17 protein-coding genes are annotated in these 15580 nt (G+C 36.8%); 9 read left to right on the top strand and 8 right to left on the bottom strand.

Annotated elements, in window-relative coordinates:
- Positions 1-41: 41 nt before the first annotated feature.
- Positions 42-974: a peptidylprolyl isomerase gene (locus AO058_RS17020; RefSeq protein ID WP_075327627.1), complete on the top strand. Its 933-nt coding sequence runs from the start codon at positions 42-44 to the stop codon at positions 972-974.
- A 179-nt stretch (positions 975-1153) separates the two neighbouring features.
- On the opposite strand, the gene AO058_RS17015 is transcribed toward AO058_RS17020, so the two are convergent.
- Both AO058_RS17015 and AO058_RS17010 read right to left on the bottom strand, forming a co-directional pair.
- Positions 1154-1795: a peroxiredoxin gene (locus AO058_RS17015; protein WP_075327626.1), complete on the bottom strand. Its 642-nt coding sequence runs from the start codon at positions 1793-1795 to the stop codon at positions 1154-1156.
- 142 nt (positions 1796-1937) lie between these two features.
- Entirely contained in the window at positions 1938-2507 is a 570-nt protein-coding gene (locus AO058_RS17010; RefSeq protein ID WP_075327625.1) for a thioredoxin family protein, read from the bottom strand.
- A 171-nt stretch (positions 2508-2678) separates the two neighbouring features.
- On the opposite strand from AO058_RS17010, the gene AO058_RS17005 reads away from it, so the two are divergent.
- Complete coding sequence (locus AO058_RS17005) at positions 2679-3014, top strand: tRNA-binding protein (protein WP_075327624.1); 336 nt, start codon at positions 2679-2681, stop codon at positions 3012-3014.
- A 3-nt stretch (positions 3015-3017) separates the two neighbouring features.
- On the opposite strand, the gene AO058_RS17000 is transcribed toward AO058_RS17005, so the two are convergent.
- From AO058_RS17000 to AO058_RS16985, 4 genes are all read right to left on the bottom strand, one after another.
- On the bottom strand, positions 3018-3425 hold the full coding sequence (locus tag AO058_RS17000) for a hypothetical protein (protein ID WP_075327623.1): 408 nt from the start codon (positions 3423-3425) through the stop codon (positions 3018-3020).
- A gap of 69 nt (positions 3426-3494) precedes the next feature.
- Positions 3495-6011 (bottom strand): M14 family metallopeptidase, encoded by a 2517-nt coding sequence (locus AO058_RS16995; RefSeq protein WP_075327622.1) that lies wholly within the window; start codon positions 6009-6011, stop codon positions 3495-3497.
- A 169-nt stretch (positions 6012-6180) separates the two neighbouring features.
- The gene (locus AO058_RS16990; protein WP_075327621.1) at positions 6181-6561 is read right to left on the bottom strand and encodes a PUR family DNA/RNA-binding protein; all 381 of its coding nucleotides are present in this window, start codon (positions 6559-6561) and stop codon (positions 6181-6183) included.
- 73 nt (positions 6562-6634) lie between these two features.
- Entirely contained in the window at positions 6635-8392 is a 1758-nt protein-coding gene (locus AO058_RS16985) for an ABC transporter ATP-binding protein (RefSeq protein ID WP_075327620.1), read from the bottom strand.
- Between the two features lie 136 nt (positions 8393-8528).
- On the opposite strand from AO058_RS16985, the gene AO058_RS16980 reads away from it, so the two are divergent.
- From AO058_RS16980 to yajC, 4 genes are all read left to right on the top strand, one after another.
- The gene (locus AO058_RS16980) at positions 8529-9632 is read left to right on the top strand and encodes a Glu/Leu/Phe/Val family dehydrogenase (protein ID WP_075327619.1); all 1104 of its coding nucleotides are present in this window, start codon (positions 8529-8531) and stop codon (positions 9630-9632) included.
- Between the two features lie 82 nt (positions 9633-9714).
- Positions 9715-10659: a transcription antitermination factor NusB gene (gene nusB, locus AO058_RS16975; protein WP_075327618.1), complete on the top strand. Its 945-nt coding sequence runs from the start codon at positions 9715-9717 to the stop codon at positions 10657-10659.
- 48 nt (positions 10660-10707) lie between these two features.
- Positions 10708-11172, top strand: a complete 465-nt coding sequence (locus AO058_RS16970; protein ID WP_075327617.1) for a DUF1573 domain-containing protein — start codon at positions 10708-10710, stop codon at positions 11170-11172.
- Between the two features lie 3 nt (positions 11173-11175).
- A complete protein-coding gene (gene yajC, locus AO058_RS16965; RefSeq protein WP_070053409.1) occupies positions 11176-11502 on the top strand; it encodes a preprotein translocase subunit YajC in 327 nt (108 codons plus the stop codon).
- Positions 11503-11663: 161 nt separating this feature from the next.
- Here the strand turns inward: yajC and AO058_RS16960 are convergent, their stop codons facing one another.
- Together AO058_RS16960 and pepT are read right to left on the bottom strand one after the other, a co-directional pair.
- Positions 11664-12257: a YdeI/OmpD-associated family protein gene (locus AO058_RS16960; protein WP_075327616.1), complete on the bottom strand. Its 594-nt coding sequence runs from the start codon at positions 12255-12257 to the stop codon at positions 11664-11666.
- Between the two features lie 22 nt (positions 12258-12279).
- The gene (gene pepT / locus AO058_RS16955) at positions 12280-13521 is read right to left on the bottom strand and encodes a peptidase T (RefSeq protein ID WP_075327615.1); all 1242 of its coding nucleotides are present in this window, start codon (positions 13519-13521) and stop codon (positions 12280-12282) included.
- A gap of 110 nt (positions 13522-13631) precedes the next feature.
- On the opposite strand from pepT, the gene AO058_RS16950 reads away from it, so the two are divergent.
- Genes AO058_RS16950 through AO058_RS16940 form a run of 3 tightly spaced genes read left to right on the top strand, consistent with a single transcriptional unit; the run spans position 13632 to position 15524 of the window.
- The gene (locus AO058_RS16950; RefSeq protein ID WP_075327614.1) at positions 13632-14657 is read left to right on the top strand and encodes a quinone-dependent dihydroorotate dehydrogenase; all 1026 of its coding nucleotides are present in this window, start codon (positions 13632-13634) and stop codon (positions 14655-14657) included.
- A complete protein-coding gene (locus tag AO058_RS16945; protein ID WP_075327613.1) occupies positions 14658-14906 on the top strand; it encodes a hypothetical protein in 249 nt (82 codons plus the stop codon).
- 3 nt (positions 14907-14909) lie between these two features.
- Positions 14910-15524 carry a LysE family translocator gene (locus AO058_RS16940; RefSeq protein WP_075327612.1) on the top strand — a complete coding sequence of 205 codons (615 nt, stop codon included), beginning with the start codon at positions 14910-14912 and terminating at the stop codon, positions 15522-15524.
- Positions 15525-15580 lie beyond the last annotated feature (56 nt).

The following is a 15580-nucleotide window of genomic DNA, read 5'->3' as shown; positions in this document are numbered from 1 at the left end:
CTATTAAAATAGATATCTTTGCACCTTAAAAATATAAGAAAATGAACGACGGATTATATGCAAAATTTTATACCACTAAAGGCCAGATTTTAGTGGAACTTGAATTTGAAAAAGCACCCGGTACAGTGGGTAACTTTGTAGGTCTTGCTGAAGGTAAAATGGAAAACGAAGCTTTTCCGCAGGGAAAACCTTATTATAACGATCTTAAATTTCACCGTGTGATTCCTAATTTTATGATTCAGGGTGGTGATCCCCAGGGTACAGGTGTTGGTGGCCCTGGTTATAAATTTGAAGATGAAATTCACCCCGATTTAAAACACGATGCCCCGGGAAAACTTTCTATGGCAAACGCCGGTCCCGGTACTAATGGAAGCCAGTTTTTTATTACGCATACCGAAACTCCCTGGTTAGACGGGAAACACACTGTTTTTGGTAGCGTTATTGAAGGCCAGGATGTGGTAGATAGTATTAAGCAAGGAGATAAAATTGAAAAATTGGAAATCCTTAGAGCTGGAGAGAAAGCAGAAAACTATAATGCTGTAGAGTCTTTTAGACAATTTGATGGAGCTAAAGCTAAAAGAGAAGAAGCTGCTAAAAAAAGGGAAGACGAACTGCTAGGAAAACTTTCAGAAGGTTTTAAAACCACAGAAAGCGGACTTCGGTATAAAATTGAAAAGAAAGGCGAAGGCGCAAAACCTGAAAAAGGACAAACCGTTTCAGTTCATTACAAAGGAATGCTTACCGATGGTAGTGTTTTTGATTCTTCTTACAAGAGAAATCAGCCGTTGGAATTTCCGGTAGGAGTTGGGCACGTAATTAGCGGATGGGATGAAGGTATTTTACTATTGAATGTTGGAGACCAGGCTCGTTTTGTGATTCCGTCGCATTTGGCTTACGGGGAACAGGGCGCCGGTGGTGTGATACCGCCAAACGCAGCTTTGGTTTTTGATGTGGAATTGGTTTCGGTAAAATAACAGCCCCCTAACCCCTGGAGGGGGAATTTGAATAAAAAAAGACCTCACAAGTTTCGAAACTTGTGAGGTCTTTTTTTATGCGTCATTCTGAATTTATTTCAGAATCTAAATTGTTTCGAAATATAAAAGCTTAGAATCCCGATTCAAATTCAGAATGACGTGCTTAATAGCAGTTCGTTTTACTTAGAATCTGGTTGCGGGGTCATTCTAAGGTATGGTTTTACCTCTTTAAAACCTTTAGGGAACATCTCTTTGGCATCTTCATTAGAAACCGAAGGACTTATCACTACATCGTCTCCGTGCTTCCAGTTAGCCGGTGTGGCTACTTTTTGATAGGCGGTAAGTTGTAGCGAATCTATTACCCTAAGTAATTCATCAAAATTTCTCCCGGTACTGGCGGGATAGGTAATCATTAATTTAATGGTTTTATCTGGCCCAATTACATAAACCGAACGTACTGTAAGCGTGTTGTCGGCTTTTGGGTGAATCATTCCATATAGGTTAGAAACCTTCTTATCTTCATCGGCAATAATTGGGAAATTAACCGTAGTATTCTGGGTTTCGTTAATATCGTCTATCCAGCCTTTATGAGATTCAACGCCGTCTACACTTAAAGCCATTACTTTAGTGTTACGGGCTTCAAATTTATCTTTATATTTCGCTACCGTTCCTAACTCGGTAGTACAAACCGGAGTATAATCGGCAGGGTGCGAAAATAAAATTCCCCAGCTATCTCCTAAATAATCGTAAAAATTGATTTTTCCTTCTGAAGTTTCAGCATCAAAATTTGGTGCTTTATCTCCTAATTTTAATTCGCTCATAATATTATATTTTTAGTGATTCGAATTATAAAATTAAAGAATAATATTCAGTAAAACCTATTAAACCAATAGGATTTACTTGCTTTGTGATAAGATTAACTGATTGTTACTTTTTGCTTTAAAAATGAGCAAATTTCTATGCTTAAGATTCCGGGGCATATTTCCATTTAATACTACAGCCCAAACTGGGTTTCTGTAGCTCAGGAACTTTTTTATTAGAAAGAACGGCATCCATAGCATCCCGCAAATGTCTACCGTTTACGGGAATTCCATTTCCGGGCCTGGAATCATCTAACTGGCCGCGATAGATTAGTTTTAATTCATCGTCAAAAAGATAGAAATCTGGTGTACAGGAAGCTTTATAAGCTCTTGCTACTTCCTGGGATTCGTCATAGAGATAAGGAAAAGAATATTGATGTTTCCTGGCTACCTCGTTCATATTATCAGGATGATCTGCCGGGTAATTTTCTACATCATTACTCATAATAGCGGCAAAACCAAAACCCAAAACACGGTAATCGCCCGCCAGTCTCACTATTTCTTCGTTTACATGTTTTACAAAAGGACAGTGGTTGCTTATAAACATAATTAAAGTGCCCTTTTTTCCCCGAATATTTTCAAGAGAATACCTATTGCTGGTAATTACATCTACAAGGTTAAAATCTGGGGCCCTGGTACCCAAAGCGATCATATTTGAAGCAGTTCTGGCCATAGTCTCTTTTCTTATAAATTTACTCGATAGTTGAGAATTAAAATGCTCCCGTGCTTGCCTTGAAATTAAAATATTTTTCCATATTTATGCCTCACTGGCTCGCCACAAGGTAATTTACGAATTCACTTCGGAATAGCCACTTTTTTTCTAAATTGGACTTAAAAATAAACTATGGAAATTTCCTGGAAAGATTTTGAAAAAGTGGAAATGCGAATAGGGACTATTACTGAAATTTCCGACTTTCCTGAAGCTAAAAATCCTGCCTATAAAATGCTTATCGATTTTGGAAAAGAAATTGGGGAAAGAAAAACTTCCGCTCAAATCACTAAGCGTTACAAAAAAGAGGATTTACTCAACAGGCAAATTGTAGCGGTGGTTAATTTTCCGAAGAAACAAATCGCTAATATTATGAGCGAATGTTTGGTTTTGGGGGCAGTAGGTAAAAACAATGATATTGTGCTACTAAACCCCGATTTTAAAGTTGAAAACGGCTTGCGGGTAGGTTAAAATTTAATCTTCTATTTTTTCATATTTACTCCCACAAGCTTCAATACATCTTGGGCTATGAGGATAAATAAATAATTTTCCTTCTTTTAATTCATATTTAAGCTCAAAAGTATTTTCACCGCAATCTGTACTTATCATTTTTTCAGCGTTATCGTACGAGGTTTCATTTATTTCCTCTTCGTTGCAAAAGCTACCTGAAGTCTTCACTAAACCATTAGAGGTAAATTCGAGGGTTCTTCCATTTTCAACAGTTTGCCAGGTACCGCTTCCGTCACCGGGATCGGCGAGGGTTTCGGTTAATTGCCATATTCCGGTAATTTCTTGGTTATCTAAATTAAGGTCTGGACTATTTGGAGTGGTAGAACAACTTGTTATCGCTGCGAATAATACAATAAAGAGCAAATTTTTCATCTTTTGGTTTTTAGTTATATTAAATAGATGCACACAACCGCAAAAGGTTGCGTGCATCTATCCAGAAATTTACATCTCATCGCCAAAGAAGATAGCATTCATCAATAATTTATTGGTTCCAAACCAGAAAGCTCTAAAGTTGGTATTATCGGTGAACAATATAACATTTCCGCGTCCCATTCCTGTATGTTTAAACGGAACCGTCCCGGCAATAGAATCTAATCTCGGTGCGCTAATATAACCGCTTAGTAAAGGTTCCTCGGTATACTGAATTGGATTATTATAACTCTGTTTATCTGCTTCTACAAAAATCGTAGTATTTCTAAATAAAGGAAGTTTATCATTTGTATAACCAAAGTTCGCTGGATGAGAACGATCTATATTAGCTTCAAAAATAGCGCCGCCAATTCCCTGTGCACCTCTAAAATCTCGTTGTTCTTCAAAACTAATATTTTCGGCCACCAGGCTGTCTTTTTTAATTTCGAGATCCATAAAATCCTCTTTTTCAAAAAATCGAGCGGCATTGCGATAACCAATTAAAGTTCCGCCATCGCGAACCCATTCTTTTAATTTATCAATATCACTATCATCTAAAGCGCTGCCCCAGGAATTTGGCAGAATAATGTCAGTATATCTACTTAGATCTGCTCTTGAAAAATTTCGGGTGTCAAGTTTTGTAATTTTCATGTCGTAACGCTGATCGAATAAATGCCAGATCTCACCAGCATCGTACGGCGTGATCCCTTCGCCTACAATTAAAGCAACTTTAGCAGGTTGCAATGCTCTAAATTGATTACTTCCAAGGTTTACGCCCTGGGTTAGACCGGTGTTTATCCCTTCTATTTGTACATTTGATTTTTGAGATACTTCTTGCAGAAATTGGTGCATTTTATCAGCCTCTAATTCTTGATTTTGAACCGGAATTAAAATTGTTCCATAATCGTATTCTTTATTTTCCAAAGAAAATGGTTGCATCCCAACTTTTGCACGCAAACCTTTTTCCAGGATCATATTTAAAGCTTTCGGTGAATAGAAATCGTGCCAGTGCATCACATAAGCATAATTGCTTATTTCTACCTGATCAATTTCTGGCTTTTCCAGGTTTTTTATTTTCTCCCCGGCTTTATTCATTTTTACGTCTTCAGCATAATCCAGGTTGAAAGCTAAAGGAAGCGTCCAGGCCGAAATATCGTAGAATAAACTATCTTCAAACTCGGTTCTACGCTCAAACATAGCTTTTACCAATCTATGCTGGCGCTGATTTTTAGGAACTACATAAGCCGAATTTTTTTTGAAATTCTTCCCGTCAGATTCAAAATTTTCCTTGATTTTATGAATTTCTATTTTATGTTTTTCCAGGATTTTCGCCAGTTCGTAAGCTGATGAAGCATCTTTTTCACTGCCGAAAACATAAGCTCCATTTTCAGCAGAATTGCGGGCATTCTTATAAAAATTGCGTTGATAATTAAGAATTTTCTCTCGCATATTTTTAGCAGCCTCTAAAGTAGAAAGTGCCGCAGTAAATTGATTTCTTATGGTGAACGGAAAAGTAAGAATACCGTTATCGGTTTCCTGGGCGTGGCCACGGGAACTTCCCTGTTCAAAAAGAATTCCTATACTTCCATTGATATCGGGGAAAGTAGAGCCTTTTCCGTAGTAAAAGTCGTCGTAGTTCTCTTCGGTATAATAAAAGGAGCCTAACTCATCAAAAGCTGCTGCGTGATAAGTGCCGATTTCCTTTGTAAGTTCCTGGTTAATATCGGGCGTAAGCGGGTGTGTTCTTGAGGGAATTCCTGGCTGAAAGAAAAAACTGGAATTAGAGCCCATTTCATGATGATCGGTTAAAATATTCGGCATCCATTTATGAAAAGTTTCAATGCGAGCCTGAGACTCCGGTAATTGTACCGGCAGCCAGTCACGATTCATATCAAACCAATAGTGATTTGTTCTTCCGCCCGGCCAAACTTCATCGTACTCCCTATCCTGCGGATCGGGATTTATATTTTCACTTTTATGGGTGTTAGCCCAGTAGGAGAAACGTTGTAAACCATCAGGATTAAAAGCTGGGTCAAAAAGAATAATCGTATTGTCTAATAATTCCTGAACTTCCTCACCTTCAGCCGCAGCCAGGTGATAAGCTGCTAAAAGCGCAGCATTAGAACCGCTTGCTTCGTTCCCGTGAATGGAAAACCCCTGGTTTACTACAATGGGCATTTCTTCGGTATTAAGCGAAGAAGCGTTTTCCCGGGTTAGAGCAAGATGATTTTCCCTGATTTCTTCCAGGTTATTATGATTTTCTTCTGAGGTTATAATAAGCAGAATAAGCGGTCTGCCTTCATAGGTTTTGCCGCGATTTTCTACCTCAATTCTCGGGGAAACTCTTGCAAGTTCCCGCATATAATTTAAAAGTAAATCGTGGGTTACGTGCCATTCTCCCGGGATGTAGCCAATAATATCCTGGGGTTTTGGAATTTCTTCATTGTAACTTACATCCTGGGGTAGGTAATAATCTAAACTCAGTTCTTCTTGTTGGGCAAAAGCGCTAAAACAAAGAAAGAAAATAAGTAGGGGTAAAAGTCTTTGCATGTTATTTTTATTTAGTTATAAATATAAAAAAACCGTCCTGAAAATATCGGGACGGTTTTGTAGAGTTTTTAAATAGTTAACTCGAAACAAATGCACGAGGCACTTTATAAAATTACTGTAATTTTAAGTTAAGCATTAGAGCAATTAATCTCAATGCTCAGGTAAAATTTTAGATGTCGTCAAAACTCACATCGGTAAACTTCTCTGGAGAAACACCTTGCGTCTCACCGTTTTCTGAAGTTTCATATTCTTTTTTGAAATCTTTCTGGTGACGTTCGCTAATTACCTCTTCTCCTTTTTCATTCAGAATAAAGTCGGTCATTTCCTGTAAAATTTCATTAAAACCGGCAAAATCCTCTTTGTAAAGGTAAATTTTGTGTTTTTTGTAGAAAAAAGAACCGTCATCGTTGGTAAACTTTTTACTCTCGGTAATAGTTAGGTAATAATCGTCTGCACGTGTGGCTCTCACATCAAAGAAGTAAGTTCTTCTTCCGGCCCTTAGCACTTTAGAGAATATTTCTTCTTTCTCCATCATTCCCTTGTCGCTCATAAAATAGATTCTTTATAATTTGGTTTAGTACTGCTCAAAAATCTAAAAATTTTTAACATCTAGCAAAAAATTTTCACATTTCTTTTTCATTTAGCTGTTTTGCATACAATTCTTTGTAATAGCCTTGCTGGTTTAGTAATTGGGAATGAGTCCCTTGTTGCACTATAGCGCCGTCTTCCAGAATAATAATTTTATCGGCATTTTTTGCTGAAGAAATCCTGTGACTTACAATTATGGTCGTTTTTTCTTTTGAAATTTTAAAAAGGTTATTCAGTATAGCCTCTTCAGTTTCAGTATCTACGGCAGAAAGACAATCGTCAAACAATAAGATCTTAGGATCGTGAATTATGGCACGCGCAATAGAAACACGTTGCTTTTGACCGCCGGAAAGCGTTATACCGCGTTCTCCTAAAACCGTATCATAACCTTTGCTGAAGCCAACAATATTTTTATGAACCGATGCATTTTTGGCAGCTTCAAAAATTTCTTCGTCGCTGGCATTGGTTTTTCCGAATTTGATATTGTTTTTAATAGAATCACTAAATAAAAATGCATCCTGGGGAACGTAACCAATGCTGTTTCTTAAGCTATCCAGGTTTAGATTTTCAATATTTTTTCCGTCTATACTAATAGTGCCCTGGTCAACATCATACAGTCTTCCAATAAGTTCCAGGATGGTAGATTTTCCTGCGCCGGTTTTTCCAATTATGGCGAGAGTTTCTCCACTTTCAACTTCAAAAGAAACATTTTTAAGCGCAGTAATATTCGTATCATCGTAGGTAAAACTCACATTATTAAAAGCGATGCTCCCGTGAATTTCATCTGGTGTTTTTTTCTTATTCGTAATTTCAGGTTTTTCGTCTAAAAATTCATTGATGCGTTCCTGGGAAGCATCAGCTTGCTGTACTAAAGAAGTTACCCAACCTATAGATGCAATTGGCCAGGTAAGCATATTTACATAGAGGAGAAATTCAACAATAACTCCAATATTATCAATCTCGCCGTTTATATATTGATTACCACCTATATAAATTACCAGTACATTACTAATCCCTATTAATAATACCATTAGCGGGAAGAAAAAAGCCTGGACTTTAACCAAATCAATATTTTTATCGCGACTTCCATTAGCCAGGTCTACGAAATTGTGGTTAATCTGGGTTTCCATCCCGTAAGATTTTATAACGGCAATTCCACTGAAACTCTCCTGTGTAAATGTATTGAGCCTGGAAAGATATTGTTGCACTACAGTACTGCGTTTATGAATGGCAACGCTAATTTTATAGATAGAAAATGCTAAAACCGGTAAGGGTGCTACAGTATATAAAGTGAGCTCTGGCGCTGCCTGAACCATAAAAATTAAAACCACAACGGTAGAAGTGAACGTGGTAACCGTGTACATAATGGCCGGGCCAAGGTACATCCTTACTTTACTCACATCTTCGCTAATTCTATTCATTAAATCGCCGGTACGGTTCTTTTTATAAAAATTAAGCGAAAGTTCCTGGTAGTGTTTGTAAATCTCGTTTTTAAGATCAAATTCAATATAACGCGAAACCACAATAAAGGTCTGTCGCATTAAAAAGGTAAGAAATGCAGCTACTAATGTTGCTCCTATAATTAGCGCAATGTTTATAGCAAGTTCGGTTCTAAGAACGTCAATAGTACTTATTTCACCGTTAATATATTGCTCTATCGCATCAGTAGAATCACCGATTAACGGAATATAATACAATGCGAAAATACGGGCAACGATGGTAATTACGAGGCCAATTAGTAGTTTCCATTTATACTTCAGGAAATATTTATTGAGATGCTTAAGGTTCTTCATTTAAGAGTAAAAAAGCTAAAAATTGAGGATATGTTATTTTAACACGTTTTAAAAACCTCTTTGTTGAAATATTCTTTATTTTTGCCCTGTGATTTTCAGAAATATGAAAACACTAATTTATAAAATGTAACAAGTTATGCAAGTTGATGTTCTAAATGCAAATGAACTTAAAAAGTCTGCACCGGTATTCGGTCAGCTCTCTTTTGACAACCACGAGCAAGTAGTTTTTTGCAACGACAAAGATACAGGTTTAAAGGCAATTATTGGTATTCATAACACGGTTTTAGGACCAGCACTTGGTGGTACCCGAATGTGGAATTACAGCAGTGAATGGGAAGCCTTAAATGATGTTTTGCGTCTTTCTCGAGGTATGACCTTTAAAAGTGCGATTACCGGACTTAATCTTGGCGGTGGAAAAGCCGTAATTATTGGGGATGCTAAAACCCAAAAAACTCCTGAACTTATGAAAAGTTTTGGACGTTTTGTAGATTCCCTTAGCGGAAAATATATCACAGCAGAAGATGTGGGAATGGAAACTGCAGATATGGATACTGTTCGTGAAGTAACTAAATACGTTACCGGAATTTCTGAAGATAAAGGTGGAGCAGGAAACCCATCTCCAATAACCGCTTACGGTGTTTTTATGGGAATAAAAGCCGCTGCAAAACACAAATTTGGAAGTGACGATCTTGAAGGGAAATCCGTATTGGTTCAGGGGATTGGTCACGTTGGTGAGACCCTTGTAGAGCATTTAACTCAAGATGGAGCTAAAGTTTTTATCAGTGATATTAACGAAGAACGTCTTGAAGCAGTAAAAAATAAATATGGAGCAATTATTTATGATGACGCTGATGTATATGCAGCCGAAGTAGATATTTACGCCCCCTGTGCCCTTGGCGCTACCATTAACGATGATACAGTAAACCGTATTAAGGCTAAGGTAATTGCCGGTGCTGCCAATAACCAGTTGGCTGATGAGGTTACTCACGGTACAATTTTAAGAGAAAGAGGAATTGTTTACGCTCCGGATTTTCTAATTAATGCCGGCGGAATTATAAATGTTTACGCCGAATTAGAGAATTATGATAAAAAGGAAATTATACGTAAGACTGAAAATATCTACAATACTACGCTAGAAATTCTTTCTAAAGCAGATAAGGAAGATATGACATCCCACTTTGCAGCACTTAAAATTGCACAGCAAAGAATTGATGATAGAAAAAAACAAAATTTGAAGTAATCAATTTCAAAAGTTTGGTATTTTTGCAAGGCGAAAGAATATTCTTTCGCCTTTTCTAATTCTAAAAAGTTCTTTTACACTTATGTTGACAAGAAGACATATTCGGGTTAAAGTAATGCAATCACTTTACGCCTTTAACCAAAGCCAAAACGACAACCTGGGAACCGAGGAGAGATTCCTGCTTAAAAGTATGGAAGAGATGTACGACCTGTTCCTTGTACAATTAAGCCTAATTGCAGAACTAAAGGGCCAGGCCGAAAACTTTTTAGAAAAATCCCAACAAAAACATCTTGCTACCAGCGAAGATAAAGATCCTAATAAAAAATTTGTTTCTAACGCCATTTTTGAAATTCTAGAGCATAATGAAAGCCTGCAGGACGCACTGGAATCAAGAAAAATAACACACTGGAAAAGGGATGATGATTATGTACAAATTATCTGGCAGGAGATAAAGAAGAGCGATCTTTACGAAAATTACATGGAAACCCGCGATTCCAGTTTTAAAGAAGACAAAGAGTTTATCATAGCTATTTTTAAAGAAGTAATAGCACCCAATGAAAAATTATACGATTATCTAGAAGATGCGAAACTTACCTGGGTAGACGATCTACCGCTGGTAAACACGGCCGTGCTGAAATTCCTTCAGAAATTAAAGCCTAATTCTGCTGAAAATCTTAAGATAGGGAAACTATATAAAAATGAAGAGGATAAAGATTTTGCCAAAGAATTATTCAGAAAAACGTATTTGAATGATGAAACTCTGGCCAACGAAATGCTAGGGAAAACCCCCAATTGGGATAAAGATAGAATTGCTGAAATTGATATGATCCTTATTAAAATGGCAATTTGTGAGTTTTTAAAGTTCCCATCAATCCCGGTAAAGGTTACTATTAACGAATACCTGGAACTTGCCAAAGAGTATAGTACCCCAAAGAGTAGCATTTTTATTAACGGAGTTTTAGATAAACTTTCTAAAGAATATAAAGATGATAATAAGTTAAATAAAGTAGGGCGGGGCCTTATGTAGTCAATAAAATTTCTTATTTTTAAAAATTAAATTATAAAGTTCACTATTATGAAAAATGGAATCTTAATGTTAGCTGCAGTAGGGGCGCTGCTATTTACTTCTTGTAAAGAAAACAACAATAACGCCTCAGAAAAAGTTAAAGCCGAAAACGTAGAAAGCGCTGCAGAGCGTGATGCTCAGGCTACTGTTTATCCTAAAATGGAATTTGAGAAATCTGAACATGATTTCGGGAATATTCCAAAAGGTGAGAACGTAGAGCATACTTTTACATTCACTAATACCGGCCAGGCACCATTGGTAATTACCAATGCAAAAAGTACTTGCGGTTGTACAGTACCAACCTGGACCAAAGAACCAATTCAGCCAGGAGAAAGTGGTGAAATGTTGGTTAAATTCAACGGTTCTGGAAAAGGACAGGTAACAAAAACTGTTACAGTAACTGCTAATACTGAAGCTGGTACAGAGCGTCTTAGAATTAAAGCCTTTGTAGAAACCGAAGAAAATGCTAGCTAGTAAATGGATCAATTAACCCAGTTTGCCCCAATAATATTAATGTTTGTGGTGGTGTATTTTTTTATGATACGCCCGCAAATGAAAAAAGCTAAACAGGAACGTAATTTTGCATCAGAATTAAAGCGTGGTGACCGTGTGGTTACCAAAAGCGGAATGCACGGCAAAATTGTTGATTTTAGCGAAAAAAATAATGCGGTAATTATAGAAACCGGAGCAGGAAAAATAACCTTTGATCGTTCTTCCATCTCGATGGAAATGAGTAAAAAACTCAACGAACCGGCGAAGCCAGAAAAAGAAAGTAAGGCAAAAGCTATTAAAGAAAAGAAATAGTTTTTTCTGTTTTAATCAATAGAATTTAGAATCCCCAGGCCATAGCGCTGGGGATTCTTATTTTATAGAAGATTTAAGAACTGTAAAAAACGTCATTCTGAACTCGTTTCAGAATCTAAGATATTAGAAACAGAAACTGTTTTAGGTTCTTATAAAAGATCTTAGCAATTTTTATACTTATCATTTAACCCGACCCCGCTTAGAATCATCGGTTTAATTTTCTCCAGGCGGGATTTTTTTGTAACCTCTCTTTTTGCTTCAGAAATATAATCGGCGTATTCCCTTTGTTTACCTTTAGTTAACTGATAATAGGAATTCTTGAAATGTTCATCTTTTTCTAATGCCTCTTTGAGATCTAAAGGCAGTACCAGTGTTTTATTTTTTAAAGGTTTTATTTCTTTTCCTTCCCGTTGATTCTGTATGGCTTCGGCTATATACTTCTGAAGAATTTCCGGTTTTATTTCATCTTCTTTTTTAAACCTTATTTGTCTTAAAGCTTTGGTTTTATCTTCCTGGGCATTGTAAAGTAAAGCGGTATTTTCTTTTAATAAAGCGCCATTAAAAAACCAAAGTGCACAATGATTTTTAAAAGCAGCCATTCCTACTACATTTTTCCCATCTAAAGCATAAACGGGTGCACCCCATTTTATACATTCTTCCAATTCAGTGTTTTGTAGTATTTCACGTAAAGAAAGTAATTCCTGCTCCCAGGTTGGGTGGGTTTCAATATACTGATCTACCGATTTTACTGCCATTTTTAACTTTTAGACAAACTGATTACTTATAATTTTCTGAAGTTAATTCAGCGATTTTAACAATTACTTCAGTGGCTTTTTGCATACTTTCTACCGGTACATATTCATACTTCCCGTGGAAGTTGTGGCCGCCGGCAAAAATATTAGGACAGGGTAGTCCCATGTAACTTAGTTGCGCGCCATCAGTTCCGCCACGAATTGGTTTTAAAATAGGCTCAACATTTACTGCCTTCATTGCATTCTCAGCTATTTCAATAATATGCATTACCGGCTCTATTTTTTCTTTCATATTAAAATATTGATCGATAATTTCAACTGAAATACAATCATTTTCATATTGCGAACAAATCTCTGAAGCCAGGTCCTGTATCATTTCTTTACGAGCTTCAAAATGGCCTAAATCGTGATCCCGAATTATATATTCCAACACGGTTTCTTCAACATCGCCTTTCATATCACTTAGGTGAAAAAATCCCTGTCTGCCTTCAGTATGCTCTGGGGTTTCCAAACGCGGTAGCGAGTTAATAAAATCTACGGCAATATACTGGCTGTTTACCATTTTATCTTTTGCGTAGCCGGGGTGAACACCTTTCCCATTAACTTTAACAATTGCTTTTGCGGCATTAAAATTCTCAAATTCCAGTTCGCCAATTTGGCTACCATCCATAGTATACGCCCATTCTGCACCAAATTTTTCTACATCAAATTTATGAGCACCACGACCTATTTCTTCATCGGGTGTAAAACCTACCCTAATTTTCCCGTGAGGAATTTCAGGATTATCCAGCAAATATTTCATTGCGGTCATAATCTCGGTAATTCCCGCTTTATCATCGGCGCTTAAAAGGCTGGTACCATCGGTTGTAATTATAGTTTGGCCTTTATATTGTTTTAAATCATCAAAATATTCTGAAGATAATATGATGTTTTTTTCCTTATTCAGGATAATATCATTACCGTCGTAATTTTCAATAATTTGGGGTTTTATATTGGTAGCATTAAAATCTGGCGAAGTATCAAAATGCGAAATAAATCCAATTACCGGTACTTTATGCGGAACATTTGCCGGGAGCGTAGCCATTACATAGGCGTGATCGTCTATGCTTACCTCGGTCATTCCCATTTCTTTTAATTCACTAGCCAGTTTTTGGGCTAAAACCCATTGTTTGTCGGTGCTTGGAGTTGTTGTGCTATGGGGATCGCTTTGGGTATCAATTGTAATATAGCTAATAAAGCGATCTATGATGCGCTGTTTATTAATCATTGGTTAGTAGTTTGATTCAAAATTAAACATTCACGTTTCAGCTTCAAAACCTTTTAAGATTTACTGCCGGTTTTTTATGATTTCTGCTATTTTTGCACAAACCAACCGCCATGTATAAATCTTCGATTAGGCCTTTATTATTTCGTTTTGACCCGGAATGGGTACATCACTTCACCTTTAAAACACTAAAGAAATTCGGCAAAACAGCTGCTTTTAAAAGTTTTGTGCGGAAGAATTTTCGGGTGGAAGATTCGAGGTTAGAGCGTGAAGTTTTCGGTTTAAAGTTTAAAAATCCGGTTGGGCTTGCTGCCGGTTTTGATAAAGACGCAAAGCTATTTCAGGAATTATCAGATCTTGGCTTCGGTTTTATTGAAATTGGTACCGTGACTCCAAAGCCGCAACCCGGAAATGAAAAAAAGCGATTATTCAGATTAAAAGAAGACGGCGCGATTATTAACCGAATGGGTTTTAACAACGATGGTGTAGAAGCCGCTGTTGAAAGACTAAAAAAGAATAAAAACGTGCTGATTGGCGGAAATATTGGTAAAAATAAAATTACGCCAAACGAGAATGCCGTAGACGATTATAAGATTTGTTTTGAAGCACTCTACAATTATGTGAATTATTTTGTGGTAAATGTGAGTTCCCCCAATACTCCAAACTTACGGGAATTACAGGATAAAGAGCCACTCACTAATTTACTAAATACGCTGCAAAGCTTAAACGCTACAAAGCCAAAACAGAAACCAATTCTACTAAAAATTGCACCCGATCTTACTGATGCGCAACTTTTAGATATTATAGACATAGTTAAGGAAACTAAAATTGCCGGGGTTATTGCTACAAATACCACCATTGCGCGAGATGATTTACAGTCAGAAAACAAGAACGAAATGGGCGGCCTAAGCGGAAAACCCCTAAAAAATCGCGCTACAGAAGTGATTAGGTTTCTTTCTGAAAAAAGCAATAAAGCTTTTCCTATAATTGGTGTAGGCGGAATTCATTCTGCAAAAGATGCTTTGGAAAAACTTGAAGCCGGTGCCAGTTTAGTACAACTTTATACGGGGTTTATTTATGAAGGCCCAGAATTAATAAAAAAGATTAACCAGGCAATTTTAGCTAAAAACAAGTCATAAATGAAGAAATTTCACCTAAGTTTTTTATTAATAGTTATAATTAGTCTTGATGCCTATAGCTTCTCTGAAACTACTTCTGAAGTTACCCATACAGTAATTAGGAATGGGATTAGTTTAGGAACCGTTGTAGCTGCCATCACCTCATGGGAGCGTAACCGTTCGGTTTTATTAATGATTATACACGGAATTTTTAGCTGGTTTTACGTGATTTATTTTTTGCTTACTAGGAAAAAATCTGAAAGAAGATAAATTTTGTTAGAACAACTTATTCCGTTTTTAACTGCCTCGGCAATTCTTACCATTTCTCCCGGTCCCGATATTATTTATGTAATGGTACAGGGAATGGCCAATGGAAAAAAACACGGTCTTGTAACTGCTTTGGGGCTTGCTGCGGGGATTATTATTCATACCAGTCTTGTGGCCTTTGGAGTTTCAGCTATAATTAAAAGTTCTGAAAGCCTCTTTTTTATTATTAAACTGTTCGGCGCTGTTTACCTTTTATATCTCGCCTGGCAGGTTTACAAAAGTGATCCCGAAATTGCCTATTCGGCTGAAGGAATAAAAGAAAAATCCCTGTTATCACTTTTTAAACAGGGTTTTATAATGAATATGCTGAACCCTAAAGTTACTATCTTTTTTCTCGCATTCTTTCCGGGTTTTCTTTGGGAGCCCGGAGGAAATACAGTGATCCAATTTTATATTCTGGGAGCCATTTTTATGCTTTTAACCATTCTTATTTTTGGAAGCGTAGCCTTGCTGGCGGGAAAAATATCTACCTATCTTAAATTACATAAACATTCTGGGGTGGTTTTAAAATGGTTGCAAATTGTAGTTTTTATAGGAATTGCAGTTTTTATATTAGTTTAAAAGAAACTTAGTTAGAGCGGTGCTATTATACTTTCAATTTAATAAAATGAATTAAT

The sequence above is a fragment of the Salegentibacter sp. T436 genome (assembly GCF_001932675.1).
In the GTDB taxonomy this organism is placed as follows: domain Bacteria; phylum Bacteroidota; class Bacteroidia; order Flavobacteriales; family Flavobacteriaceae; genus Salegentibacter; species Salegentibacter agarivorans.
The sequence above is the reverse complement of the archived record's forward strand: the minus strand, read 5'-3'. Positions and strand labels throughout refer to the sequence as shown.

What these genes read in the sequence shown, in the direction of transcription:
- AO058_RS17020 (WP_075327627.1), top strand. Translation starts at nt 42, where the DNA reads ATGAACGACGGATTATATGCAAAATTTTATACCACTAAAGGCCAGATT.
- AO058_RS17015 (WP_075327626.1), bottom strand. Translation starts at nt 1,795, where the DNA reads ATGAGCGAATTAAAATTAGGAGATAAAGCACCAAATTTTGATGCTGAA.
- AO058_RS17010 (WP_075327625.1), bottom strand. Translation starts at nt 2,507, where the DNA reads ATGGCCAGAACTGCTTCAAATATGATCGCTTTGGGTACCAGGGCCCCA.
- AO058_RS17005 (WP_075327624.1), top strand. Translation starts at nt 2,679, where the DNA reads ATGGAAATTTCCTGGAAAGATTTTGAAAAAGTGGAAATGCGAATAGGG.
- AO058_RS17000 (WP_075327623.1), bottom strand. Translation starts at nt 3,425, where the DNA reads ATGAAAAATTTGCTCTTTATTGTATTATTCGCAGCGATAACAAGTTGT.
- AO058_RS16995 (WP_075327622.1), bottom strand. Translation starts at nt 6,011, where the DNA reads ATGCAAAGACTTTTACCCCTACTTATTTTCTTTCTTTGTTTTAGCGCT.
- AO058_RS16990 (WP_075327621.1), bottom strand. Translation starts at nt 6,561, where the DNA reads ATGAGCGACAAGGGAATGATGGAGAAAGAAGAAATATTCTCTAAAGTG.
- AO058_RS16985 (WP_075327620.1), bottom strand. Translation starts at nt 8,392, where the DNA reads ATGAAGAACCTTAAGCATCTCAATAAATATTTCCTGAAGTATAAATGG.
- AO058_RS16980 (WP_075327619.1), top strand. Translation starts at nt 8,529, where the DNA reads ATGCAAGTTGATGTTCTAAATGCAAATGAACTTAAAAAGTCTGCACCG.
- nusB (WP_075327618.1), top strand. Translation starts at nt 9,715, where the DNA reads ATGTTGACAAGAAGACATATTCGGGTTAAAGTAATGCAATCACTTTAC.
- AO058_RS16970 (WP_075327617.1), top strand. Translation starts at nt 10,708, where the DNA reads ATGAAAAATGGAATCTTAATGTTAGCTGCAGTAGGGGCGCTGCTATTT.
- yajC (WP_070053409.1), top strand. Translation starts at nt 11,176, where the DNA reads ATGGATCAATTAACCCAGTTTGCCCCAATAATATTAATGTTTGTGGTG.
- AO058_RS16960 (WP_075327616.1), bottom strand. Translation starts at nt 12,257, where the DNA reads ATGGCAGTAAAATCGGTAGATCAGTATATTGAAACCCACCCAACCTGG.
- pepT (WP_075327615.1), bottom strand. Translation starts at nt 13,521, where the DNA reads ATGATTAATAAACAGCGCATCATAGATCGCTTTATTAGCTATATTACA.
- AO058_RS16950 (WP_075327614.1), top strand. Translation starts at nt 13,632, where the DNA reads ATGTATAAATCTTCGATTAGGCCTTTATTATTTCGTTTTGACCCGGAA.
- AO058_RS16945 (WP_075327613.1), top strand. Translation starts at nt 14,658, where the DNA reads ATGAAGAAATTTCACCTAAGTTTTTTATTAATAGTTATAATTAGTCTT.